The sequence below is a fragment of the Flavobacterium sp. RSB2_4_14 genome (assembly GCF_051547085.1).
Classification (GTDB): domain Bacteria; phylum Bacteroidota; class Bacteroidia; order Flavobacteriales; family Flavobacteriaceae; genus Flavobacterium.
Window position 1 is genome coordinate 57,077 of the sequence record NZ_JBPTTL010000001.1, and the last position, 24,360, is coordinate 81,436.

General features: G+C 32.2%; 21 protein-coding genes. 13 read left to right on the forward strand and 8 right to left on the reverse strand.

Features of this window, described 5'->3' with window-relative positions; translation table 11 throughout:
- Window positions 1-90: 90 nt before the first annotated feature.
- Genes ACSVH2_RS00280 through ACSVH2_RS00290 form a run of 3 tightly spaced genes read right to left on the reverse strand, consistent with a single transcriptional unit; the run spans window position 91 to window position 4,627 of the window.
- Complete coding sequence (locus ACSVH2_RS00280) at window positions 91-2,838, reverse strand: carboxypeptidase-like regulatory domain-containing protein (RefSeq protein WP_438091158.1); 2,748 nt, start codon at window positions 2,836-2,838, stop codon at window positions 91-93.
- Between the two features lie 26 nt (window positions 2,839-2,864).
- The gene (locus ACSVH2_RS00285; RefSeq protein ID WP_438091159.1) at window positions 2,865-3,713 is read right to left on the reverse strand and encodes a GLPGLI family protein; all 849 of its coding nucleotides are present in this window, start codon (window positions 3,711-3,713) and stop codon (window positions 2,865-2,867) included.
- Window positions 3,714-3,724: 11 nt separating this feature from the next.
- A complete protein-coding gene (locus ACSVH2_RS00290; RefSeq protein WP_438091160.1) occupies window positions 3,725-4,627 on the reverse strand; it encodes a GLPGLI family protein in 903 nt (300 codons plus the stop codon).
- A 119-nt stretch (window positions 4,628-4,746) separates the two neighbouring features.
- Between ACSVH2_RS00290 and ACSVH2_RS00295 the strand changes: the two genes are divergently transcribed.
- Window positions 4,747-5,541, forward strand: a complete 795-nt coding sequence (locus ACSVH2_RS00295; protein ID WP_438091161.1) for a hypothetical protein — start codon at window positions 4,747-4,749, stop codon at window positions 5,539-5,541.
- Window positions 5,541-6,155 (forward strand): deoxynucleoside kinase, encoded by a 615-nt coding sequence (locus ACSVH2_RS00300; protein WP_438091162.1) that lies wholly within the window; start codon window positions 5,541-5,543, stop codon window positions 6,153-6,155. Before ACSVH2_RS00295 ends, ACSVH2_RS00300 begins: the two co-directional genes overlap by 1 nt.
- 77 nt (window positions 6,156-6,232) lie before the next feature.
- Here the strand turns inward: ACSVH2_RS00300 and ACSVH2_RS00305 are convergent, their stop codons facing one another.
- Complete coding sequence (locus ACSVH2_RS00305) at window positions 6,233-8,833, reverse strand: sodium-translocating pyrophosphatase (protein ID WP_438091163.1); 2,601 nt, start codon at window positions 8,831-8,833, stop codon at window positions 6,233-6,235.
- A gap of 188 nt (window positions 8,834-9,021) precedes the next feature.
- Here ACSVH2_RS00305 and ACSVH2_RS00310 point away from each other — a divergent pair, with 188 nt between their 5' ends.
- Window positions 9,022-9,741, forward strand: a complete 720-nt coding sequence (locus ACSVH2_RS00310) for a glycosyltransferase family 2 protein (RefSeq protein WP_438091164.1) — start codon at window positions 9,022-9,024, stop codon at window positions 9,739-9,741.
- A gap of 55 nt (window positions 9,742-9,796) precedes the next feature.
- On the opposite strand, the gene ACSVH2_RS00315 is transcribed toward ACSVH2_RS00310, so the two are convergent.
- The gene (locus ACSVH2_RS00315; protein ID WP_438091165.1) at window positions 9,797-12,286 is read right to left on the reverse strand and encodes a DUF5686 family protein; all 2,490 of its coding nucleotides are present in this window, start codon (window positions 12,284-12,286) and stop codon (window positions 9,797-9,799) included.
- Between the two features lie 61 nt (window positions 12,287-12,347).
- On the reverse strand, window positions 12,348-13,325 hold the full coding sequence (locus ACSVH2_RS00320) for a pyruvate dehydrogenase complex E1 component subunit beta (protein ID WP_438091166.1): 978 nt from the start codon (window positions 13,323-13,325) through the stop codon (window positions 12,348-12,350).
- A gap of 243 nt (window positions 13,326-13,568) precedes the next feature.
- Here ACSVH2_RS00320 and ACSVH2_RS00325 point away from each other — a divergent pair, with 243 nt between their 5' ends.
- The 5 genes from ACSVH2_RS00325 to ACSVH2_RS00345 all read left to right on the forward strand — a co-directional run bounded on the left by ACSVH2_RS00325 (window position 13,569) and on the right by ACSVH2_RS00345 (window position 18,002).
- Window positions 13,569-14,315, forward strand: a complete 747-nt coding sequence (locus tag ACSVH2_RS00325; protein WP_438091167.1) for an electron transfer flavoprotein subunit beta/FixA family protein — start codon at window positions 13,569-13,571, stop codon at window positions 14,313-14,315.
- A 59-nt stretch (window positions 14,316-14,374) separates the two neighbouring features.
- On the forward strand, window positions 14,375-15,343 hold the full coding sequence (locus ACSVH2_RS00330; protein WP_438091168.1) for an electron transfer flavoprotein subunit alpha/FixB family protein: 969 nt from the start codon (window positions 14,375-14,377) through the stop codon (window positions 15,341-15,343).
- Window positions 15,344-15,521: 178 nt separating this feature from the next.
- Window positions 15,522-16,151, forward strand: coding sequence for a bifunctional nuclease domain-containing protein (locus tag ACSVH2_RS00335; protein ID WP_438091169.1), 630 nt, complete (start codon window positions 15,522-15,524; stop codon window positions 16,149-16,151).
- Between the two features lie 44 nt (window positions 16,152-16,195).
- The gene (locus ACSVH2_RS00340) at window positions 16,196-17,020 is read left to right on the forward strand and encodes a thymidylate synthase (protein WP_438091170.1); all 825 of its coding nucleotides are present in this window, start codon (window positions 16,196-16,198) and stop codon (window positions 17,018-17,020) included.
- Between the two features lie 13 nt (window positions 17,021-17,033).
- A complete protein-coding gene (locus ACSVH2_RS00345; protein WP_438091171.1) occupies window positions 17,034-18,002 on the forward strand; it encodes a hypothetical protein in 969 nt (322 codons plus the stop codon).
- Between the two features lie 80 nt (window positions 18,003-18,082).
- Here the strand turns inward: ACSVH2_RS00345 and ACSVH2_RS00350 are convergent, their stop codons facing one another.
- On the reverse strand, window positions 18,083-18,379 hold the full coding sequence (locus ACSVH2_RS00350; RefSeq protein ID WP_438091172.1) for an isoamylase early set domain-containing protein: 297 nt from the start codon (window positions 18,377-18,379) through the stop codon (window positions 18,083-18,085).
- A 238-nt stretch (window positions 18,380-18,617) separates the two neighbouring features.
- Here ACSVH2_RS00350 and ACSVH2_RS00355 point away from each other — a divergent pair, with 238 nt between their 5' ends.
- The 4 genes from ACSVH2_RS00355 to ACSVH2_RS00370 all read left to right on the forward strand — a co-directional run bounded on the left by ACSVH2_RS00355 (window position 18,618) and on the right by ACSVH2_RS00370 (window position 20,984).
- Window positions 18,618-18,950, forward strand: a complete 333-nt coding sequence (locus ACSVH2_RS00355) for a 2TM domain-containing protein (RefSeq protein WP_438091173.1) — start codon at window positions 18,618-18,620, stop codon at window positions 18,948-18,950.
- Entirely contained in the window at window positions 18,950-19,444 is a 495-nt protein-coding gene (locus tag ACSVH2_RS00360) for a dihydrofolate reductase (protein WP_438091174.1), read from the forward strand. Before ACSVH2_RS00355 ends, ACSVH2_RS00360 begins: the two co-directional genes overlap by 1 nt.
- Before the next feature lie 84 nt (window positions 19,445-19,528).
- Window positions 19,529-20,260 carry a bifunctional demethylmenaquinone methyltransferase/2-methoxy-6-polyprenyl-1,4-benzoquinol methylase UbiE gene (gene ubiE / locus ACSVH2_RS00365; protein ID WP_438091175.1) on the forward strand — a complete coding sequence of 244 codons (732 nt, stop codon included), beginning with the start codon at window positions 19,529-19,531 and terminating at the stop codon, window positions 20,258-20,260.
- A 22-nt stretch (window positions 20,261-20,282) separates the two neighbouring features.
- On the forward strand, window positions 20,283-20,984 hold the full coding sequence (locus ACSVH2_RS00370) for a porin family protein (protein WP_438091176.1): 702 nt from the start codon (window positions 20,283-20,285) through the stop codon (window positions 20,982-20,984).
- A gap of 19 nt (window positions 20,985-21,003) precedes the next feature.
- On the opposite strand, the gene ACSVH2_RS00375 is transcribed toward ACSVH2_RS00370, so the two are convergent.
- Window positions 21,004-21,735, reverse strand: a complete 732-nt coding sequence (locus tag ACSVH2_RS00375) for a TrmH family RNA methyltransferase (RefSeq protein ID WP_438091177.1) — start codon at window positions 21,733-21,735, stop codon at window positions 21,004-21,006.
- Window positions 21,736-21,771: 36 nt separating this feature from the next.
- Here ACSVH2_RS00375 and ACSVH2_RS00380 point away from each other — a divergent pair, with 36 nt between their 5' ends.
- Window positions 21,772-24,321: a POTRA domain-containing protein gene (locus ACSVH2_RS00380; RefSeq protein ID WP_438091178.1), complete on the forward strand. Its 2,550-nt coding sequence runs from the start codon at window positions 21,772-21,774 to the stop codon at window positions 24,319-24,321.
- Window positions 24,322-24,360 lie beyond the last annotated feature (39 nt).

Here is a 24,360-nt window from a genome sequence, read left to right on the forward strand (position 1 = left end):
CCCAAAGTACACAAAGATAATATCGCAAAAAGCGCAAAGAAAAACCCTGACAAAATAAATTGTCAGGGTTTTTTGTATGCAAAATAGTAACTACAAATTATATTTTAAACTAAAAATAATATACCTCGGTTGCACGGTGTATTGTGTTGCTCTTGTAGAAAACTGAGAGAAACTATCATCGTTTAAAGAAGTAGTATTTAAAATATTGGTGGCCGAAATTTTATATTCAAGATGGCTGTCTTTGGTTTTTTGATAAATCAAACTTGCTGATAAAAAATCATATTCGTTGGTAATGGTTTTATCCTTGTTTTTGTAATTATAAAACTCATATTCGGTAACAAAAGAAAAGCTTTTTAGGAAAAAATAATCAATTTTAACGGTTGGTCTATCAGTAAAAAAAGTGTCATTTGGATAATTATTCACTGTATAACCATAACCAAGTTCAATATTTGGAAGACTCTTAAAATTAGTAGAAGCTCTGATAAAATAATTTTGAGTAAAACTTTCGTTGGTTATCAAAACATCTTGTTGTGTCAATCGGTCCACTTGAATGTTGTTAAATTTTGACCAATTTAAATTAGCAGATAACGAAGCTTTGTAATATTTGAAAAAAGAACGTCCATAACTTCCAAAAAAGGTAATTGTTTCATCGGCAAACTCTGAATTAAAGGGTTCCGAAATTTGATTTACATTGTCAAATAATGCTCTGATTTTTACAGCATCAACTGTTCGATTGTATTGAATTCTTGAAGTAATACTTTCAAAATTAAACATATTGTATTTCTGATATGTAACTGAGTGCGATTGTTGAATAGCATTTTCTAAAGTTCTGTTTCCTCTTGATAAACTACTATAACTGTTCAATAAGAATCCTTCAGCTAGTCGGTTTATATCGGTAAAATTATTGGTAAACGAAAAATTATAGGTCAACATTTCTGCTTTCTTAATTTGATAAATGGCTAAGAAATCGGGTAAAACTCTAGTGAAATTTTGTTTGAAATTTGTTCCCAATTGTTCGTTATCTAATGCATAAGTATGTAAACTAACTCCTGGCGTGAAGGTAAATTTACCTGTTAATACTTTGTAATGCAAACCGAGAAAAGCATCATTAAATTTATAATTTACATTATTAGTGTTTGTAGTATTATCCAATTCATTTTGACTTCCGTTATCTAAAATTTGGTACATACTTGAGTCGAAATTTTGATTTGAGTGAGTATTTCCAAGTGTTATATTGATGTTGCTTTTTGGGGTTAACATATAATAATAATCCAATTTGGCATCCAATTTATTTGTTTTTACAAATCGGTTTTGGTTCAAATCAGTTCGAACTTGTGAAGTGTCATATCCTAAAATATTACTGGTAGAAGATGTAAATGGATCACTTGCTAAATTAGCAGTATAAAAGGGATCTTCATCTTGATACAAATGTTGCGTTTCAAAAGCAAAAACGTGTTTCTCAGCAGCAGTATAATAAAAACTCAAATTTTGATTTACCGAAATAGGTTCTTGATTTTTCCCTGTATAAATATCTTCAACGGTTGAATTATCACTTTCATCAATAGTTTCTCTTATCAAGGAACTGTTCTCGTCTTGTTTTGTCAATTTGGTTAAAATATCATAATCAAATTGAAAATTGGCATTGGGTTTAAAACTCGTACTTAATTTGAATAATCCTAAATTGTTCTTTTGATTTGCTTGTTCTATTCGGTTTTCTGTTGAAGCAACTTCAGTAGAATTTGGTTCTAAAAAGTTTGTTTTTGATTTTGTTTCTAAATCCGTTATAGAAGCAGAAAGAATTCCGAAACCGCTTATAGTCCATGCTTTTGATGGATTATATGAGAAATTAGCAGCACCAAAATCGGTTTCTATTTCTTTGGCTCTATTATTTCTTAATAAAGAAATTCCTAAATCATTGGAGGAAACATTAAAACTAGAACCACCTTTGCCCATCATATTTCTAAAACCTCCAGTGAATTTAAAATAATCTTGAGCTGTTAAAGGCAATTCTCCAATGTTATTAGAATTGGTAATGACATTAACACTGTATTTTGGGTTGTAGTAAAAAAGTTTTGGATTTACGTTGTATCGATCAAACTTTCCATCAGGACCAAAACCACCGCCAGCAGTAACATCACCAAACCAAAAGTTTTTCTTTCCTTCTTTTAGTTTAATGTTCATGGCTACGTTTTCTTGATTGTTCTCAACGCCTTTCAAAATGGAATTTTCATTATAATTTCGAAGTACTTGCACTTTATCGATTGCATCGGCAGGAATATTTTTAACGCCAAGTTTTGTATCACCATCAAAAAAATCTTTGCCTTCAACCATTAATTTGGTTACTTTTTTTCCCTCTACTTCAATTTCACCGTCAGCATTTACTTCAACGCCAGGTAACTTTTTTAGAACATCTTCTAACTTTCGTTCTGTTCCTGATTTAAAAGAGTCTGCATTATAAACTATCGTATCACCACTTATAGAAACTGGCATTTCGCGGACTATTTCAACACCTTCTAATTCTATTCCACCAGATTCCATAGTAATATTTTGAGTAATATTTTGGGACTCTGTTGTGACTGTAATTTCTTTATTCTGCATTCCCAAATAACTCAGTTTTATAATATAAGTAGTATTTGGTTTGAGATTCAAAATAAATTTACCTTTTTCATTAGTAATCGCATAACCATCCATTGCTTTTGTGGCTTGATTCATAGCCATGACGTTTGCCATTTCGAGTGGTGCTTTTGTATTATCTTGAATGATACCTTCAAAACGAATGCTTTGAGAAAAGGAAAAAAGAGAAAAAAGAACAGTGACAAGAAATAAAATTTTCTTCATTGGTTTTGGCTTATTTTATTTAGTTGTTAATCTGTAGTTTGGAAAATAATGTTACCATCTTCGTCTTTCATGCTGTCCATTTTTTTCTTTTGTATTTCATCAAACTTTTTTTGTGACACTTTTTCACCTGTATTTGGTACTTTTATTTTAGCTTTTTCTTTGTTGCTTAAAGTTACTTTCGAACAAAGTATAATTTTATCTTCTTCATTAATTTCCAGAATTAATCCTGGTAAACCCCAATAATTATTTGGCCCAAAACTTACCGGAATTTCTGGTGTGTACCAAGCAATAATGGTTTTGTCCTTTGGTTCTTCCATTTTGAATAACGAAGGTTTTGTTTCTTCTTTTTTAAGAAATTCTTCGTAATCTTTTCGTTGCTTATCCGTAACTGGAACAAGAAGTTCGGCTTTGAAACAAGTGTAATCTCCAATTTTTTTGGTCTCATTGCCGAGTTTCCAATCCAATTTTTCAAGAGGTTCAACAATTAAAAATTCTTTGCCAAAAATTTCATCTTCGGTAATGCTATTTTTTTCTTTAACATTTAGATATTTTTTACCTTCTCCTGAAAAAGAAACTTTAAAAGAAATTCCTCCTGCTGTTGGTGCTTCTGGCTTATCTAATTGCTCTTGCTCTTCGTAAAGACATTCTACTTTATTAAAAGTGAGCATGTATTGCTTTTCGGAAGCTTTTTTGATAGCATCTTGAAATGCTTTTTCTGTTTCAGCATCCATTTTGTCTTTGCCGTCCACATCAATTTTTTCAACTTTTTTACTTTGAATCCTTTTGGAAAAATATTCCGCTTTTCCTTGAAATTCTTGGGCATTTACAAAAAAGCCTGTTAATAAAAACAAGCTTAACAATACAGATTTTATCATCTTTTTATACATTATCTAGTACCTCTCATTTGAAAACCTCCTCTTCCACCGTTCATCTCTCGCATTTCCTCCATTTTCTTAACTACCGTTTCATCGTATTCTTTTTGAGATATTTCTTTACCATTAGTTGGCGCTTTGATTTCTACTTTCTCTTTTGAATTCAAAACAACTTTAGAACAAAGGATAACTGTTTTTCCATCATTCACCTCCAAAATCAAACCTGGCAAACCCCAATATCCTTCTGGACCTTGATTTACAGGAATTTCTGGCGTGTACCAAGCTGTAATTGTTATTTCTTTTGGCAAATCAAAGTCATCCATAAAATTAGTTTTCTTTTCTTTTTCCTCAGTTTTAATAGCCTTATCTTTAGTGTCTTCTTTCTTTTCGTCTTCTTTTTTAGCTCTGAAATTTCTAAAATCAGTTTTACTAGCAGGAATTACGGCTGTGGCTTTAAAACAATTATAGCCACCAATAAGTCTTGTTTCTGTTCCCATTTGCCATTTATAGTTAGTTAAAGTATCTTTTATTAAAAATTCTTTTCCCATAAATTCCTTATCAACCACATATTTTTTTTCTTTGACATTTTTATAGTAGGTTCCACCGCCACCCATCATAGAACTCATCATTCTCATTCCGCCTTGACCTTGTCCTGGCGCTTCTAATTTTTCTTCTTCTTTATAGATTGACGCTGATTTGTCGAAGTTGAGGAAAAAAGTTTTTTCAAACATTTTTTTCATTCGCTCTTCAATCATTTTTTGCATATCGGGAGTGATATTTTTATTTCCTTCCATTCTAGTTTTGAAATCAGAAGTGCTGGTTTTGGACTCATAAACAGCCATTCCTTGGAAGTCTTTCTGAGCATTAGCGGCTATAAATAAAAATAAAAATGCAAATGTGTACTGAATTTTTTTCATGTTATTTTGTTTTGGAAAGAACAAATATGACGAAACTATGCCCAAAATGTTACCAATATTTTGTTAAAATATTATTTTAGACAAGGTAAAATCAATTTAGTTTAATGTAAATTAGCGCTATGATGAAAAACATTGTTTTATTCCTTTTTATATGTTCACAAACGATATGTTTTGGACAAAACCAAAAACTCAAAACCTCTGCAATCAATTCAGAGGAAATGGAGAACAAAATCTATCTAGGTTTTGACGGATTAGGTAGTAATTACTACATCAAAAACAATGTTTTAATCAAACAAAATGACACTCAAAAATGGGAATACAAGAATGTACCATTGGGTAAAATTACCTCTGTTGATTATGTAAATCCTTTAAAAATTGTAGTTTTCTATGAGGATTTTAACACCATTATCACATTAGATAATCAATTAAATGAAATCCAAAAGCTTAATCTTTTTGATATCGATAATACCATTTTTGCTTCTAAAATTGGCATGGCTTCTCTCAACCAATTTTGGATTTATAATGCTTTAACACAGCAAATTCTTTTATTTAATTATCTAAACAATACTTTTAAAAATATTGGAAATCCAATTCAGGAAAGTATAAAATACACCCAATCCGATTTTAATAATTTTTATTGGATTGATGAAAATAACAATTGGTTTTCGATTGACATTTTTGGCAAAGTAAATTTGTTAGCTAACATTCCGCCATGGGAAAATATTCAGATTATTGATACTGACCGACTTTTATTTTCCTATGACAATGTTCTTTATTGTTTGAACAACAAATCGAAAGTGATTTACGAAATTGAAATTGTTGAGAAATCGTTCCAGAAATTTTACTACAAAGACCAAATTTTAGCTATTTTTACCAACCAACAAATTAAGAATTTAAAATTAAAATTACCATAATGCACATAGCAGTAGCAGGAAACATAGGCGCAGGAAAAACATCATTAACACGGTTTTTAGCAAAACATTTCAAATGGGAACCTCATTTTGAAGATGTAGTCGACAATCCATATTTGGACGATTTTTATCATCAAATGGAACGTTGGAGTTTCAATCTTCAAATTTATTTCTTGAACTCTCGTTTCCGTCAAGTGTTACAAATTCGCGAAAGTGGTAAAAACATTATTCAAGATAGAACTATTTATGAGGATGCCCATATTTTCGCACCCAATTTGCATGCAATGGGATTAATGACTAATCGTGATTTTCAAAATTATACTTCGCTATTTGAATTAATGGAAGGTTTGGTTGGAGCTCCTGATTTACTTATTTATTTAAGAAGTTCTATTCCAAATTTGGTTTCACAAATTCACAAACGCGGTCGTGATTATGAAAACACGATTTCTATTGATTATTTAAGCCGATTAAACGAACGCTATGAAGCTTGGATTACTACTTACGACAAAGGAAAATTATTAATTATTGATGTTGACAATGTAGATTTTGTCAATAATCCCGAAGATTTGGGAATGATTATTAATCGAATTGATGCTGAAATAAACGGTTTGTTTTAAGCCATTAATATATCCCAAAAAAAAGCCTCGTCTCAATTTAACTCTGAGACGAGGCTTTTTTTTATATACTAATAATATTATTTCAAAGCATTTATTTTATCCGAAACTTCTTTTTCTGTTCCTTCAAAAACTTTAACAGTTTTAACTTTGGTAGATGTTACAGTGTATGTAGCTTTCACTTTTCCATTTGGTAGATCTACCGTTTCAACTTTTTTTGAAATTTCTTCTTTACCTTCATCTTCGCCTATATACTTGCCATCTTCTCCATACATCGCCATACATTTTGCTTTATCGTCAGCAGAGCATCCATTTTTGTCGCACATAGCAGCACACTCTTCTTTGGTCATGGTGGCGCATTTGCTCATGTCGCATGTTTTTCCATCTTTCGCTTTCATCATTTCACATGATGCATTTGTACAACCTTTTGCTTCACATTCTTCTTTTGACATGGATGCACATTGTTCAGTTTTAGCACAACAAGATGCCATAGCAGTTTCAGAATGACCCGAACCTAAAATTGGAGCTATAACCAAACCAATTAAACAAGTCAATTTGATTAAGATGTTCATTGATGGTCCAGAAGTGTCTTTAAACGGATCACCAACAGTATCTCCAGTTACCGCTGCTTTGTGCGCATCAGAACCCTTGTATGTCATTTCACCGTTAATTAATACCCCAGCTTCAAAAGATTTTTTAGCATTATCCCAAGCACCACCAGCGTTGTTTTGGAACACAGCCCAAAGTACACCAGAAACAGTAACTCCAGCCATATATCCACCTAACATTTCAGCGATTAATTGGTTATTATCACCATAAACTAATTTACCAATAAGTACAATTGCTATTGGGAAACCAATAGTCATGATTCCAGGTAACATCATTTCACGTAAAGCCGCTTGCGTAGAAATCTCAACACATTTGCCATATTCTGGTTTGCCTGTTCCTTCCATAATTCCAGGAATTTCTTTGAACTGACGACGCACTTCATACACCATGTCCATTGCCGCTTTTCCAACAGAATTCATTGCCAATGCAGAGAAAACTACTGGTATCATTCCACCAACAAATAACATAGCCAATACTGGAGCTTTGAAAATATTAATTCCATCAATTCCAGTAAACGTTACATAAGCCGCAAATAAAGCTAACGAGGTTAATGCAGCAGAAGCGATAGCAAAACCTTTACCCGTTGCAGCAGTTGTGTTACCAACTGAGTCCAAAATGTCTGTACGTGTACGAACTTCTTTTGGTAATTCACTCATTTCAGCAATTCCACCTGCGTTATCAGATATTGGTCCGAAAGCGTCGATTGCTAATTGCATAGCTGTTGTAGCCATCATAGCTGAAGCAGCTAATGCTACACCATAAAAACCTGCCAAAGCATAGGTTGACCAGATTGCTCCAGCAAACAATAATACTGTTGGGAAAGTAGAAATCATACCCGTTGCCAAACCAGCAATTACGTTTGTTCCAGCTCCAGTTGATGATTTTTGTACAATTGCCAAAACTGGTTTTGTACCTAATCCTGTGTAATATTCTGTTACTGATGAAATAGCTCCACCAACAAATAATCCAATTAAAGTAGCATAGAATACTCGCATTGAAGAAATATCTTGTAAACCTTCACCAAAGAATTCCATTTTCATGGTTTGTGGCAACATATATTGTACAAGGAAGAAACATGCAATAGCTGTTAAGACAATAGAAACCCAGTTTCCAATGTTTAGTGCTTTTTGAACTTGAGCTTCTTTTGCATCGTCGCTTGAAATTTTAACTAACATTGTTCCGATGATTGAGAATAAAATTCCAAAACCAGCTATAGCCATTGGTAATAAAATTGGTCCAATTCCACCGAAGGCATCAACAATTTTTCCACCCATATCTTTAATCACATAGTTACCAAGAACCATTGCAGCCAAAACTGTAGCAACATAAGAACCAAATAAATCGGCACCCATTCCGGCAACGTCACCTACGTTGTCACCTACGTTATCAGCAATTGTAGCAGGATTTCTTGGATCATCTTCTGGAATTCCAGCTTCAACTTTACCTACTAAGTCAGCTCCAACATCGGCAGCTTTAGTATAAATACCACCACCAACTCTGGCGAATAAAGCAATAGATTCAGCTCCAAGAGAAAAACCGGCCAATGTTTCAAGTACAACAGTCATTCCGTCTGTATCTGTCCAAACACCACCCATGAAAACATTGAAGAAAAATATAAAGAAACCTGTTAAACCAAGAACAGCAAGACCTGCAACGCCTAATCCCATTACTGTTCCACCACCAAAAGAAACTTTCAATGCTTGTGGCAAACTAGTACGAGCAGCTTGTGTTGTTCTAACATTAGTTTTGGTAGCGATTTTCATTCCCATATTTCCTGCCAAAGCAGAAAAGAAAGCTCCAAAAATAAAAGCAACTACAATTAATATGTCTGTTTTTACACCAGGAATAAAAGTAATTCCGGCTAATGCAATACTTGCAATTACAACAAATACTGCTAATAATCGATATTCCGCTTTCAAGAAAGCTAATGCACCTTCGTAGATATAATCTGAAATCTCTTTCATTTTACCATCTCCAGCGTCTTGTTTTAAAACCCAGCTTCTTTTAATTGACATAAAAGCCAGTCCAATTAATGCCATGATTATAGGCACATAAATCATCATTGATTCCATAAATATAATTTTTGTTATAAAATTTATCGGTCGCAAAAGTAACAAATCTTTAACAAATAAAAACAATATAATTTATGAATATTAGTTCAATTGATATACATGCAGAACTTTAATGTTATTATTAGAGAATAATAAATTGTTGCTTCACAAAGAAAAAAGTTATTTTTGAAAAATAATCTCAATGCTTGATGAAAAACAAAACCTTATCAATTGTTATTCCTGCCTATAATGAAGGTCCAACTATATATAAAATATTGGATAAAATAAAACTCGTTACACTAATCAATGGAATAGAAAAGGAGATTATTATTGTGAATGATTGTAGCACAGACAATACTGCTGAAAGTGTACAAAACTATATTAAAAACAATCCAGAATTGAATATTACCTTTGAGCAACATACCGTAAATTTGGGTAAAGGTGCTGCTTTACATACAGGAATTAAATTAGCCACAGGAGATATTATTATTATTCAAGATGCCGATTTAGAATATGACCCACAGGAATACAACATTCTTTTGAAACCATTTGTTGATGGTGTTGCCGATGTTGTTTATGGCAGCCGTTTTATGGGAGGAAAACCGCATCGTATTCTCTTCTTTTGGCACAGTATTGGAAACAAATTTTTGACATTTTTAAGCAATATGTTTTCCAATTTAAATTTGACAGACATGGAAACTTGTTATAAAATGTTTCGTTCCGATGTTTTAAAATCATTGAAATTAAAAGAAAATAGATTTGGTTTTGAACCTGAAGTGACGCTCAAAGTAGCTCGAATTCCTAAAATCAGAATTTACGAAGTTGGTATCAGTTATTATGGTAGAACTTTTGAAGAAGGTAAAAAAATAAATTGGAAAGATGGTTTTCGAGCGATTTATTGTGTTTTGAAATATGGTTTATTTAAATAAAATATATTGTACTTACTATTATTTTATGTAATAGATTTAAATTATATCCATTTTCTTAGAAGTAAAAACCAAATGACCCTTTAATTGTAAAGTTATTACCATCGGGCACATCTCTATAGTTTCCTCTCCAAGTACAATCTAGTCGGAATACTTTAAATATATTTCCAATTCCTACATTATATTCCCAATAAGGATTTACTGGAGCTTTATAGACTAATCCCGAAGCATTTATGGCTATATTTTCATCTGAAACCGTTCCGTAAACGGCTCTCATTCCTACCAATTCTCTTAGGTTCAATTTACGCATAAAAGGAATTCTAGATAATATTTTTCCATTAAAATTATGCTCCCACTGAAAAGTAGCATATTCATCGGTTACAAATTCATAAAAATTTAAATTACTAAACGTATTTTCAATCAAGAAATAAGTTTGATTCCCTGGAACGATGCTAAGTAAACCAAGTGGCACTTTGCCAAATGTTTTCCCTAATTCCATGATTAAATTGGAACGCCCAAGTGCTCCAATAATTATTGGTTGTTTGTAATAAATCTGCAATTTATCATACTTAAAATCACTTTGAATAAATCCTTTATAACCTTGAGTATAATTTACAAAAAATCGGCTATACTGATTATCAACTTCTCGTCTCTCCACGCCATATCCAATGGTTTTTCTTCCCGGTGTGTATTCAACTTGCAAACTTAACTCAGCTTGTTTCACTTCACTTGCTGTAGTCGTAAAAGTATCATCGGTATAATAATCCAAACTAAATGTTGGCGATGCCGATTCTAATGTTCTATAAGAATAACCCACTTGAAATATTAAATTTTTGACAGGCTCAATTTCTCCTGCAACAGTAGTTAGATTGATGTTGGTTAGTTTTCCGTTAGTTCCAGTGGTAAAAAAAGCTGAGGATGCAAAACTTCTACCCAAAACATCATTGGTATTTGTCAAACTGGCACCTATTTGTTCGACATCTCTTCTGTTTCCAGCGGATAGAATTATTCTGTTTTTCTTATTTACCATCCATTTTCCAGAAATTCCATATTTGAATTTATTATCATCAAATCCATAAGCAGTATATCCTTGCAAACGCCAAAGATCATTCGGACCAAAATAAGTTCTTCCTCCAGCTCTAAGTCGAAGTCCTTCTACCTCGTTATATCCTACCGTTGAAAAAATAGGACCATAATCAAAATTCAACTTAGGAAATTCGATATATCCACTTCCCAATACAGAAACTAAATTGTACATCTGCTTGAATTTTTTGACCGTTTTTAAGGTATCAATCATTTTATAGATAGCAACTTCATCTTTGTTTAATTTTTCGAAACGATTTTCTTGCCAAAAATCATCTGACTTATTATAAACCGAATTATCTATAAAATTAACTTCCTGTTTGAAGAATTTTTCAGGTTTTTTTTCATCAAACTTAAAATTTCGATACAGTGTACTTCTCTTTCCATAAATTCCTTTAGACTCTTCTTTCTTTTTCAAGGCAAAGTCAGACATCATATAATCTCGCGTTGGCAGAAAAATAGAGTCGTTCAAAACCTCAAACTCTTGTTCAATATAAATCTCTTTCACCCAGTTAATATTAGCGCTTTTTGTCACAGACATATTAATGTTTTTAATAGCAAATGTGGTATCGTTTACCCAAAAATCGCCTTTGAAAGTCAATTCGTTTTTCCGTCTTGGATAAAAAACAATATTATAACACCATTTGTTATCGATGAAAGCAGTATCGGCTAATACATAATTATAAACGTCAATTCCTGTAGTTGATAATGGACTTGTAAAACTCTTATCAAACAGGTTTATATAATTATCATAAATATCAAAATCATTGTACAAATCTTTTATAAAAACACTCACTCCATCACCACTTCCTATTCCTGAATTTTTATTGGCTTTTACTACATCTTTTGTTTTTTTGATTTCATTATCACCATAAAAATCTGAAAGTGTTTCATTTATAAAAATGGGTAAATAGGTTTTTCCTGTTACTTTAGAAGTGTCAACGTTTTTGAACACAAACTCCATTCCTTTAAAAATTTTGTTTTTCATAAAGGCACTATCGATAGTGTTCATATCAAATTCTACTTTTTCATATTTTTCAAATTGATATTGTTTGAACATTTTTAGTCCGTTCTTTCGTCTTCGTTCCCAAATTTTTCGCAAAATATCCAAAGCCGGATTATTCTTTTTTGATGTTTTACCAGCAAAAATTACCACTTCTTTTAAACTGTTGCCTTCAGTCAATACTATTTTAAAATCATAATTAACAAGCTTCGGCAATTTGACTTCCTTAGTTGGAAAACCAACAAAAGAAACCATTAAAACCGTGAAATTATCAGGAGATTCTATATAAAATCTTCCATCTTCATTAGACACTACACCTGTATTTGATCCTTTAAAAACAATATTAGCATAAGGAACAGGTTGATTAGAATTATCCACCACTATTCCACTCACTTTTGTTTGTGCAGAAATAGTATTTGCCAGAGCAAAAAACAAAATAAATAGTGTGAATATCTTTTTCATGGAAAAAAAAACTTCATCAAAAGATTGTTTTGATGAAGTTCAAATATAGTTAAATAAAATATTACTTGTAAGTTACTTTTTTCACTGCTTTGATAACATCTTGAGCATTCGGCAACCATTCTTTTAATAAAGTTGGCGAATAAGGCGCAGGCGTGTCTGCAGTGGTAATTCTTTGTATTGGAGCATCAAGATAATCAAAAGCTCTTTCTTGAACCATATAGGTGATTTCGGAAGCAACACTAGCAAATGGCCAAGCTTCTTCTAATACTACCAAACGGTTTGTTTTCTTAACAGAATTGATAATGCAATCATAATCCATTGGGCGAACGGTTCTCAAATCAATGATTTCACAAGAAATATTTTCTTTGGCTAATTCATCGGCAGCTAGTAAAGCTTCTTTAATAATTTTACCAAAAGAAACAATCGTTACATCTGTTCCTGCTCTTTTAATATCGGCAACACCAAGCGGAATGGTGTATTCTTCTTCTGGCACTTCGCCTTTATCACCATACATTTGCTCACTTTCCATGAAAATAACTGGATCATTATCACGAATAGCAGATTTTAAAAGTCCTTTAGCATCATAAACCGTTGATGGAACTACTACTTTTAATCCTGGAGTATTGGCAAACCAATTTTCAAAAGCTTGTGAATGGGTTGCTCCTAATTGTCCTGCAGAAGCTGTTGGTCCACGAAATACCATTGGCATTGGAAATTGTCCTGCAGACATTTGGCGCATTTTGGCTGCGTTATTGATGATTTGGTCAATTCCAACTAATGAAAAATTGAAAGTCATGTATTCTACAATTGGACGACAACCATTCATCGCTGAACCTACGGCAATTCCGGCAAAACCTAACTCAGCAATTGGCGTATCGATAACTCTTTTTGGTCCAAATTCATCAAGCATTCCTTTGGAAGCTTTGTAAGCTCCATTATATTCTGCTACTTCTTCACCCATTAAATATACTGACTCATCACGACGCATTTCTTCACTCATTGCCTCACAAATCGCTTCTCTAAATTGTATTGTTTTCATATAGGATACTATTACATTCAATATTTTGAAAGGCAAAAATAAAAATTAAATATGATTAAAAAAGATATTTAAGTCATAAATAATACTGTCAACTATTGATAAAGTTCGAATAATAGTTTTTAATACTAAATTACATTCTACGAAATCGATATAATACTGAAAAAATATTATGCACGCATAGTATATAATTAAAATTATTATACTAATTTTGTGCTTCAAATTTTCAACAAACACATAAAACATATGAAAATATTAGTTTGCATCAGTCACGTTCCTGATACTACTTCAAAAATTAATTTTGTAAATGGCGACAGTGAATTTGACACTAATGGTGTTCAATTTGTAATTAATCCTAACGATGAATTTGGGTTAACAAGAGCCATCTGGTTTCAAGAACAACAAGCTGCAACAGTAACTGTTGTAAATGTTGGCGGACCAGATACTGAACCTACATTGAGAAAAGCATTAGCCATTGGTGCTAATGAAGCTATTCGTGTAAACGCAACGCCAACCGACGGTTTTTTTGTGGCTAAACAATTAGCGGAAGTTGTCAAAAATGGTGGTTACGATTTAGTTATCTGTGGAAAAGAATCTCTTGATTACAACGGAGGAATGGTTCCTGGAATGTTAGCAGGATTATTGGATTTCAACTTTGTAAATTCATGTACAGAACTAACAATTGAAGGAAACAATGCTAAAGCATCTAGAGAAATTGATGGTGGAAAAGAAATTATCTCGGCTTCATTGCCATTAGTAATTGGTGGTCAAAAAGGACTAGTGGAAGAAAAAGATTTGCGTATTCCAAACATGAGAGGAATCATGACAGCAAGAACCAAAGTTTTAACCGTTTTGGAACCTGTTAGTGCAAACAACAATACTAAAGCTGTTTCCTTTGAAAAACCAGCACCAAAATCGGCAGTGAAATTATTTGCAGCAGACGATTTAGACGGATTAGTTAACGCATTACACAACGAAGCAAAAGTAATATAGTAATCAGTGTTCAGTTAATTCTGAAATCAAAAATCTTTAATCTAAAATCTAAAATCAATATGTCAATATTAATATACGCAGAATCAGCTGATGGAAAATTCAAAAAAGTAGCGTTTGAATTAGCTTCCTATGCAAAAAAAGTAGCCGATACACTTGGAACAACAGTAACCGCTGTAAGTGTAAATACTGAAAATGTTTCAGAATTATCAAACTATGGTGTATCAAAAGTTTTGAAAGTTGCTAATGATAAGTTAGCCAATTTCAATGCAAAAGCTTACGCCGATGTTGTAAAACAAGCAGCGCAAAAAGAAGGTGCAAAAGTAATTGTGCTTTCTGCCACAACCGACAGTTTATATCTTGCTCCTATTGTTTCTGTAGGTTTAGATGCAGGTTTTGTTCCAAATGTTGTTGGGTTACCACTTTCAACATCACCTTTTCAAGTAAAAAGAACTGCTTTTTCAAACAAAGCATTCAATGTAACAGAAATTTCAACAGATGTAAAAGTGCTTTCCATTGGAAAAAACTCTTTCGGATTATTTGAAAACGCTGTTTCATTAACAGAAGAAAATTTCACGCCAACATTAAACGATGCTGATTTCAATGTAAAAGTAGAATCAGTTGAAAAATCATCAGGAAAAGTAACTATTGCCGATGCTGATGTTGTTGTTTCTGGTGGTCGTGGATTAAAAGGTCCAGAAAACTGGGGTTTAATCGAAAATTTAGCTTCAGTTCTTGGCGCTGCAACGGCTTGTTCAAAACCAGTTTCCGATTTAGGTTGGCGTCCACATAGTGAACACGTTGGTCAAACAGGAAAACCAGTGGCAACCAATTTATATATTGCAGTAGGAATTTCTGGAGCCATCCAACACATTGCAGGAATAAACTCTTCTAAAGTAAAAGTAGTTATTAACGCTGACCCAGAAGCTCCTTTTTTCAAAGTGGCAGATTATGGAATTGTAGGCGATGCATTTGACATTTTACCAAGACTAACCGAAAAACTAGCTGCATTCAAAGCACAAAACGCCTAAACCATTTTTTTATAAAATTCAATAAAAGAGCTATCAGAAAATAAAAATTTCTGGTGGCTCTTTTTTTAGTGTTTGAATTTTTAGAAGCGAAAAGTTTTTGTTACTTTGCAATAAATTTGAACAATTAATAAATAAAAAGTTTTGATACTTATAAATCAATGCTTTATACTGAAAAATAATGAGTTTAGTAAAACTAACCATAGATAGAATTTCATACAGCCAAACACAAAATGGTGCTTATGCTTTAATTTTAAATGAAGTTGACGGCGAACGTAAATTACCCATTGTTATTGGAGCTTTCGAAGCACAGTCTATTGCTATCGCACTAGAAAAAGAGATTAAACCACCAAGACCACTAACCCACGATTTATTCAAAAGTTTTGCTGATAGATTTGATATTGTAGTCAAACAAGTTATCATTCATAAATTGGTTGATGGCGTTTTTTATTCCAGTATTATTTGCGAAAGAGACAAAATAGAAGAAATAATTGATGCTCGAACTTCGGATGCCATTGCTTTAGCATTGCGTTTTCAAGCTCCTATTTTTACCTATAAAAACATTTTGGATAAAGCTGGAATCTATTTCAATACCGGTTCTTCAGATATTGAAAATCAAAACATTGATGATGAAGGCGTACTTTCAAATCCGGAAACTTTTGGTCTTGACAAAGAAGGGAAAGAACCAAGTGAAGGCTATTCAAAATTGAGTCTATCTGAATTACATTCGTCATTAGAAAATGCTGTTCAAGAAGAAGATTATGAAAAAGCAGCAAGAATAAGAGACGAAATTTCAAAAAGAGAATCATAGTTTAGTAATCACTTTTTAGTGTTCAGATTTATATATTAGCAACCATGAAACAATACCACGATTTAGTTAAGCACGTTTTAGAAAACGGAACACAAAAAGGTGACCGAACAGGAACAGGAACCAAAAGCGTATTTGGTTATCAAATGCGATTTGATTTAAATGATGGTTTCCCTATGGTTACAACCAAAAAACTGCATTTAAAATCTATAGTATATGAATTGTTATGGTTTTTAAAAGGCGATACTAATATTGGTTATTTACAAGAAAATGGCGTTAAAATTTGGGACGAATGGGCAGATGAAAATGGCGATTTAGGTCCAGTTTATGGACATCAATGGCGCAACTGGAACAGCGAAGAAATTGACCAAATTACCGAATTAATTGATACTTTAAAGAAAAATCCAAACAGCAGACGCATGTTAGTTTCTGCTTGGAATCCATCGGTTTTGCCTGATACTTCAAAGTCTTTTGCAGAAAATGTAGCCAATGGAAAAGCAGCTTTGCCTCCATGTCATGCCTTTTTTCAGTTTTATGTTGCTGACGGAAAATTATCGTGTCAGTTGTACCAACGTAGTGCAGATATTTTCTTAGGCGTACCATTTAATATTGCTTCTTATGCTTTATTAACCATGATGATTGCTCAAGTTTGTGATTTACAAGTTGGCGAATTCATTCATACTTTTGGCGATGCGCATATTTACAACAACCATTTTGAACAGTTGGAATTGCAATTGTCACGGGAACCAAAACCATTACCAAAAATGATTTTAAATCCTGAAGTAAAAAACATTTTCGATTTTACTTTTGAAGATTTCACCTTGGAAGGTTATGAACCTCATCCACATATTAAAGGAATTGTGGCGGTTTAAAACTCAACTAACTATGAAGTCAAAATTTTTACTATTTTTTATATTTATTTCGAGTATTACGATTGGACAAGACAAAAAAGTATATTTAGATTCAACTTATATTCCAACTGATGAAATCAATCAGGTTTATTATCAAATTATCAAAGATTATAAACGAGATAAACCTGAATATGATGTATTCCAATATTATAAAACCGGAGAACTCGAGAGCGAGCGCACTTCAACTTCGAAAGACTTTCTTAAAAACAAAGGGATTGCCATTTCTTATTATAAAAATGGAAATAAGAAGAATACTATAACTTATAATGATAAAGGTGGAAAAGAAGGAAAAGTTTTGTTTTGGTATGAAAATGGCCAGCCAAAATTTGAAGGCTGCTTTTTAATTTTAACTAATAATAAAGATGGTGAAGAAATAAAAGAAACAAAATTAAGGGTTGATTCATATTGGAACCAAGACAATTTACAAACAGTAACTAACGGCTTCGGACAATATACAGATGATGGTTTCTTTGATTATTTAAGCAATATTTCTATTTCTTCAGGAAACATAGAAAACGGCTTTAAAAATGGCGTTTGGATGGGCAAAGATGATAAAAAAGGAATTATATTTACTGAAACCTACATTAATGGAACTTTAACTAACGGCAAAAGTATTGACAAAAATGGAAATCAGTATACTTACGACCAAGCGTTTGTTATTGCTAAAGCGATGGGTGGAATGAAACTATTTTATACCTTTCTTGGAGTAAATTTTAAAGTTCCTGAAAACATTAAAAAAAAGGTAACAGTTTATACCATATTTACGGTAACGAGTGAAAACCAGATAACCAAAATTCGTATTCTCAGTAGCGCAGGAAAAGAGATTGACGATGAAGCCATTCGAGTAATTATGGCTTACAATTCTTTTACTTCAGCAAAATATAGAGGAATGCCAATTGATTCTGAATTTACATTACCAATAACAATAAAGGGACAAGAATAAAATTTGTTTATGAATTATTTCCATCTTTAAAATAAAAAAATCCGCTTCTCAGCGGATTTTAATTTTAAAACAAATAAAACCTATAGCGCTAAAACACTGTTTTCTGCACCAGCAAATTCGTTATAAGCATAACTATCTGCTTCTGGATCATTTAGATAAGCACCATCAACTAAATATTTGAACTCAAAAGTATTGTCTTTTGGTAAATCAAAAGTAGCTTTGAAAGTTCCTGTTTTTAGTTTTGATAATTCACCTTCTGCTGGATTCCAATTATTGAAATCACCTACTACTGAAGCTGTATTTGCCTCTTTTGCTTCGATTGAAAAAGTAACTTTAACAACCGGTTTTGTTTTTATAACTTGTTTTTTAATAGCCATAACTAATTCATTTATAGATTACTGTGGCAAAGTTAAGCGGTTTTTATATATGTTTTACAGCACGAATCATTTTTAGGAATTTGCTAAAAAGTATCCCAATTTAAAAGAAGATGTGTAATTATATACTACATTATTTTTCAATCTGTAATTAAGAAAACGTTTTCCTACTACAATATGATAAAATGAAATTTCATCATTTTAAAAATAAATTTTACCTTTAAGGACAAATTTTTATCTTATGGACAACAGTCAACACGAATTATACGAATATGCTAGAGATAGAATCAAACAAAAGAAGTTTTTATCGCTACATTTAATTTTATTGGTAATAGGTAGTTTATTCTTTTTTGTAGCCAATAATTGGTTGTCGCTCTATCCCGAAACCAATTGGTGGATTTGGGCAGTAACCATTTGGGGATTTATTTTTCTGTTTCACACCATCAAGGTTTTCATCACCGATAGTTTTATGAATAAAAACTGGGAAAGAGCGCAAATTGACAAACTCATGTTGAAACAAACCAAAAAAATTGAACAATTAAATAATGATTTAGAAAATTCAAAAGAACAATAATGATTACACTTATTGCGGCTATCGCCGAAAACAATGCCTTAGGCAAAAACAACCAATTGCTTTGGCACTTACCCGATGATTTTAAAAGATTTAAAAATATTACCTCTGGACATTACATCATCATGGGAAGAAAAACGTTTGAAAGCTTTCCTAAACCATTGCCCAACAGAACCCATGTTATTATTTCGCGTCAAAAAGATTACCACGTTCCCGATTGTATCGTTGTGCATTCCTTGGAAGAAGCACTGAAATCATGCCCAAAAGATGAAACGGTTTTTATTATTGGCGGTGGCGAAATTTACAATCAATCCTTAGCAATTGTTGATAAAATTGACATCACAAGAGTGCATCATTCTTTTGAAGCGGATACTTTTTTCCCTGAAATTGATTTGACAAAATGGAAATTAATTTCAAAAGAATTTCATGCTAAAGACGAAAAACACCTGTATGACTTCACGTTTGAAACCTATGCTAGAATAGCGAATAGTAATTAATAGTCAGTGATAATTAATTAGAAAGAACATTTTAAAGCATTCTTCTTATTAAATTATTGGTTTATATTTGTCAAAAATTGAAGAATGTCAAAGAACATAACTCCCTATAAAGATTCAACACTCGGAAAAAAAGAACAAGTCACTCAAATGTTTGACAACATCTCATCGGATTATGATGGTTTAAACAGAGTGATATCGCTTGGAATTGATGTGAAATGGAGAAAAAAAGTAGTGTCGCTTGTTGCTGCAAAAAATCCCGAAAACATTCTTGACATAGCTACTGGAACAGGAGATTTAGCCATTTTAATGACTAGCACTTCTGCTCAAAAAATCATTGGCCTTGATTTATCGGCTGGCATGCTAGAAGTAGGTAAACAAAAAATCCTTAAAAAACAGCTAGATGAAAAAATAGAAATGGTATTGGGCGATAGCGAAAATATTCCTTATCCTAACAATCATTTTGATGCTATTACCGTTTCATTTGGTATTCGAAATTTTGAAACTTTGGATAAAGGATTGGCAGAAATCTATAGGGTTTTAAAACCAACAGGAATTTTAGTGATATTGGAAACATCCGTTCCAACAAAGTTTCCGTTCAAACAAGGATATGCTTTTTACACCAAACTTATTCTTCCTTTAATAGGTAAAGTGTTTTCGAAAGATGATAATGCGTATGGGTATTTATCAGAATCGGCAGCGAATTTTCCTTTTGGCGAAGCCTTAAACAATATTTTGAGAAAAGTTTCGTTTATTGATTGTAAAGCAATGCCACAGACTTTTGGAGTTGCTACAATTTATACGGCAACAAAAAAATAAAACTGACTTTTTCAGCTAGAAAATGAAAAAAATATTAATTCTTCTAACCTTAATTTCTATTTCCAGTCATGCTCAATTTGGAAAAAGCATGTTTGCGAAAGATCCAATCGTAAATTTGGAAAATTTTGACAAACAAAGAGTGTATTGGGGTTATTTTTTAGGATTTAGTTCATTTGATTTCAAAGTAGAATACAAAACACCTGGACAAGATATAAATGTTGTAGCTAATACTGGGTTTAACGTAGGATTAGTTGGTGCACTTCGTCTTCACGAGTATGTGGAATTGCGATTTGAACCTGGTTTGTATTACGCCAGCAGAACATTGACTTTCCAAGGATTTACTAATGACCTTGATGCATTGAGAGAGGTTAAAGCAACGTATATTGACTTTCCATTGTTAGTGAAATTTTGCTCGCTTCGTACTGGAAATGTACGTCCTTTTTTGGTCGGAGGTTATTCGGCTACTTTGAATCTTTCTAGCAATTCAAAAGCTAAAGAGGATAATTCCGAACAAAAATTCAGAGTAAAACCTTGGACACAAAATTACCAGTTGGGTTTTGGTATTGATTTTTATTTTGAATATTTCAAATTTTCTCCGTCAATAAGAGGTGTATTTGGTTTGACTGATGAATTAATAAGAGATAATGACCCGAATAGTCCTTGGACAGGAAACATTGAGTCAATGAAAACCAGAGCAGTGCTCATCAATTTTACATTCCACTAAAAAAAATAAAATTAGATGGCTAATGCGAATTTCTTCTAAATTCGCTCAAGAAAATTGCGGTAGCAGTGGCTACATTTAAACTTTCTGTTTTTTGAATGTCACCAAATCTTGGAATCGCAATCCTATTTTTAATATTTTTTTCTAATGCTGGTGAAATTCCATTGGCTTCATTTCCAAAAACTAAAATTCCTTCTGAAGGTAATTGTTCTTTATAAATATTTTTGCCGTCCATAAAAGTACCAAAAACTGGAAGCGTAGTGTTTGCAATAAAATTATTCAAATCAACATAATTGACTTTAACTCTGACTAAAGAACCCATGGTGGCTTGCACCACTTTTGGATTATAAACATCAACGGTTGCTTCAGAACAAAGCAATTGTTTAATGCCAAACCAATCGCAAAGTCGAATAATAGTTCCCAAGTTTCCTGGATCTCGAATATCATCCAATGCTACAATCAATCCTTTATTTTCAATTACAGAAACTTTGGGCATTTTGAAAATAGCCAAACATGAACTTGGAGAACTCAAGGTAGAAATCTTCTTCATTTCCTGTTCATTTATGACTGTTTTTTGAGAAATAGCAATTCCATCAAAAATAGTATCAGAAACAAACAAATGTTCTAGCACAAAATTTGATTGTAACAATTCTTGAATTACTTTTACACCTTCAGCAATAAACAATTGATGCTCGTTTCTGTATTTTTTGTGTTGAAGACTTGTAATTAATTTAATTTGGTTTTTACTAACCATAAAAACAGTATTTTTGAATTTAATATAAAAATCCCCTTGATAAAAAGCATCACAAAAATATCATTATTTATTCTAATTGGGCTAATTATATTTGGTTGCAACGCTACAAAAAAAGTTCCCGATGGAAAAAGTCTACTTACCAAAAATGATATTTATGTTGATGGTAAAAAAAATAATCTCGAAGATGTTTTTAATCAATTGTACCAAAAACAAAACAGTCAGCTTTTAGGATATAACCTTCGATTGAATATATACAATTTAGCCAAAGAAAAAACAGATTCTATTTTCAGAGCAAAGTTCACCAATAATCCAGAGAAGTATTATAGAAAAGCAAAATGGCTTTCAAAGAAACAAGTAAAACGACTAGGCGAGTCTTTTTACTATTCGGGCATTCATGATTTTTTAAGAAAAACTGGAGAAGCACCAGTAATTATTGATACTTCAAGTACTCGAAAATCGCTTAAACGATTGAAATCATATTATTTTAACCGAGGTTATTTTGATGCTACAACCAATTATACTATTGATAGTTTGGCCAAGAAAAAAGTAAAACTCAAGTATGATATAAAATTAGGGAAACCCTACACATTGGACAGCATTAATTCCTATATTACAAGTCCACCTTTAGATTCGATTTATCAATTAAAGAAAAAAGACTCGAAATTAAAGACCAAAGAAAAGTATACCAAAAATTCATTTGACGAAGAAAGAGTTAGAATTACTGAAGATTTCAGGAACAATGGTGCTTTTCGTTTTCAGCAAAACTATGTGAATTTTAATATTGACACTATTGTCAAATCACATGTTGCCAATATAGATGTATTGATTAATGACGAAAACATCAGAGTAGATGATACAGTTAGAACGGTACCATTTAAATTGTATAAAATTAGTAAAGTCAATCTTTATACAGACCATAGTCCAGCCAATCCAAATGCCACAATAAACGATAGTACTGTTTATAAAGACTTTACCTTATATAGTACTAACAAATTAAAATACCGTCCAAAAGCCCTTACCGATGGTATTTTCATCATAAAAGGCAACTATTTTTCGGATATTAAAACTTCGCTAACCTCAAAATATTTGAGCAATCTTAAAGTTTTTAATTATCCGTTAATACAATATACCGAAGATAAAAATCAAGAAAATGGGCTGATTGCCAACATTTATTTAACTCCAAGAAAAAAGCACACTTTTGGGTTTTCAACGGATTTTACACATTCTAATATTTTAGATATTGGTATTGAAGGAAGCACTACTTTTTCTATCAGAAATATATTTAATGGTGCCGAAACTTTTGAACTTGGATTAAGAGGAAATATTGGTTCTTCAAGAGATGTGGCAAATCCTAACAACACTTTTTTTAATGTTTCAGAATTAGGGATTGATGCTAAAATAAATTTCCCGAGACTATTTCTTCCTTTCAAAACAGATAAAATCGTCCCAAAATCGATGATTCCATTTACAACTATAAGTGTTGGTTATTCTAAACAAACCAATATCGGATTAGACAAACAAAACTTCACAAGTTCGTTAGCTTACAATTGGACACCAAAGAAAAACACTACGGTACGATTTGATTTATTAAACATTCAGTTTGTAAAAAACTTAAATCCGAGTAATTATTTTAATGTGTATGAATCATCATACGATGCGTTGAATGAACAAGCACAAACCTACAATACAAATCCTGATTATATTAACGACAGAGGAGATTTGATAATTGAATCGGGAACAGACGGTTTCTTGAACGATGTATTAGGTCCAACTCCAGTGGTTTTTCCCGCGCCTAATGATTTCGATGAAATTCGCAGTATTGATGAAAGAAAAAATCGATTGACAGAAGACAACTTAATTTTTGCCACAAGTTTTGCCTATTCAAAAACCTCTAAAAAAGACCTGTTAGATAATGAGTTTTATACTTTTAGAGGCAAAATAGAATCAGCAGGAAATTTATTGTCGTTACTAGCCAATGGTTCCAATCAACCACAAGATTCAAATGGTAGCAAAACTGTCTTTGGCGTAGTGTATTCACAATATCTAAAAACAGAGTTTGAATTCATAAAACATTGGGATTTATCCCGAAAAAAAGTATTAGCAACAAGAGCCTTTTTTGGAATTGCAATACCTTATGGCAATACTAATAGTGTACCCTTTTCCCGAAGTTATTTTGCTGGTGGTTCAAATGATATTCGTGCTTGGCAATCGTATGGTTTAGGTCCAGGTAGCACTGGCGCTGTTAATGACTTTAACGAAGCCAACATGAAAATCAGTGTTAGTACAGAATTGCGTTTCAACATTTTCCAACAATTATTTGGTGCCATTTTTATTGATGCTGGAAATATTTGGAACGTTAGTGATATTGTTACAAATCCTAAAGCTGTATTTTCTGGTATAAAATCTTTGGAAGACACAGCTATTGGTTCTGGATTTGGAGCTAGATATGATTTCAATTTCTTTGTAGTCAGATTAGATTTAGGGTTCAAAACCTACAACCCTGCCAATGCTGATAGTGAAAAATGGTTCAAAGAAATGCGCTTTGACAAATCAGTAGTAAATATTGGAATAAATTATCCTTTCTAAAATTAGAAATTATTATTTTTGTATTCCTGTTTCGAAACT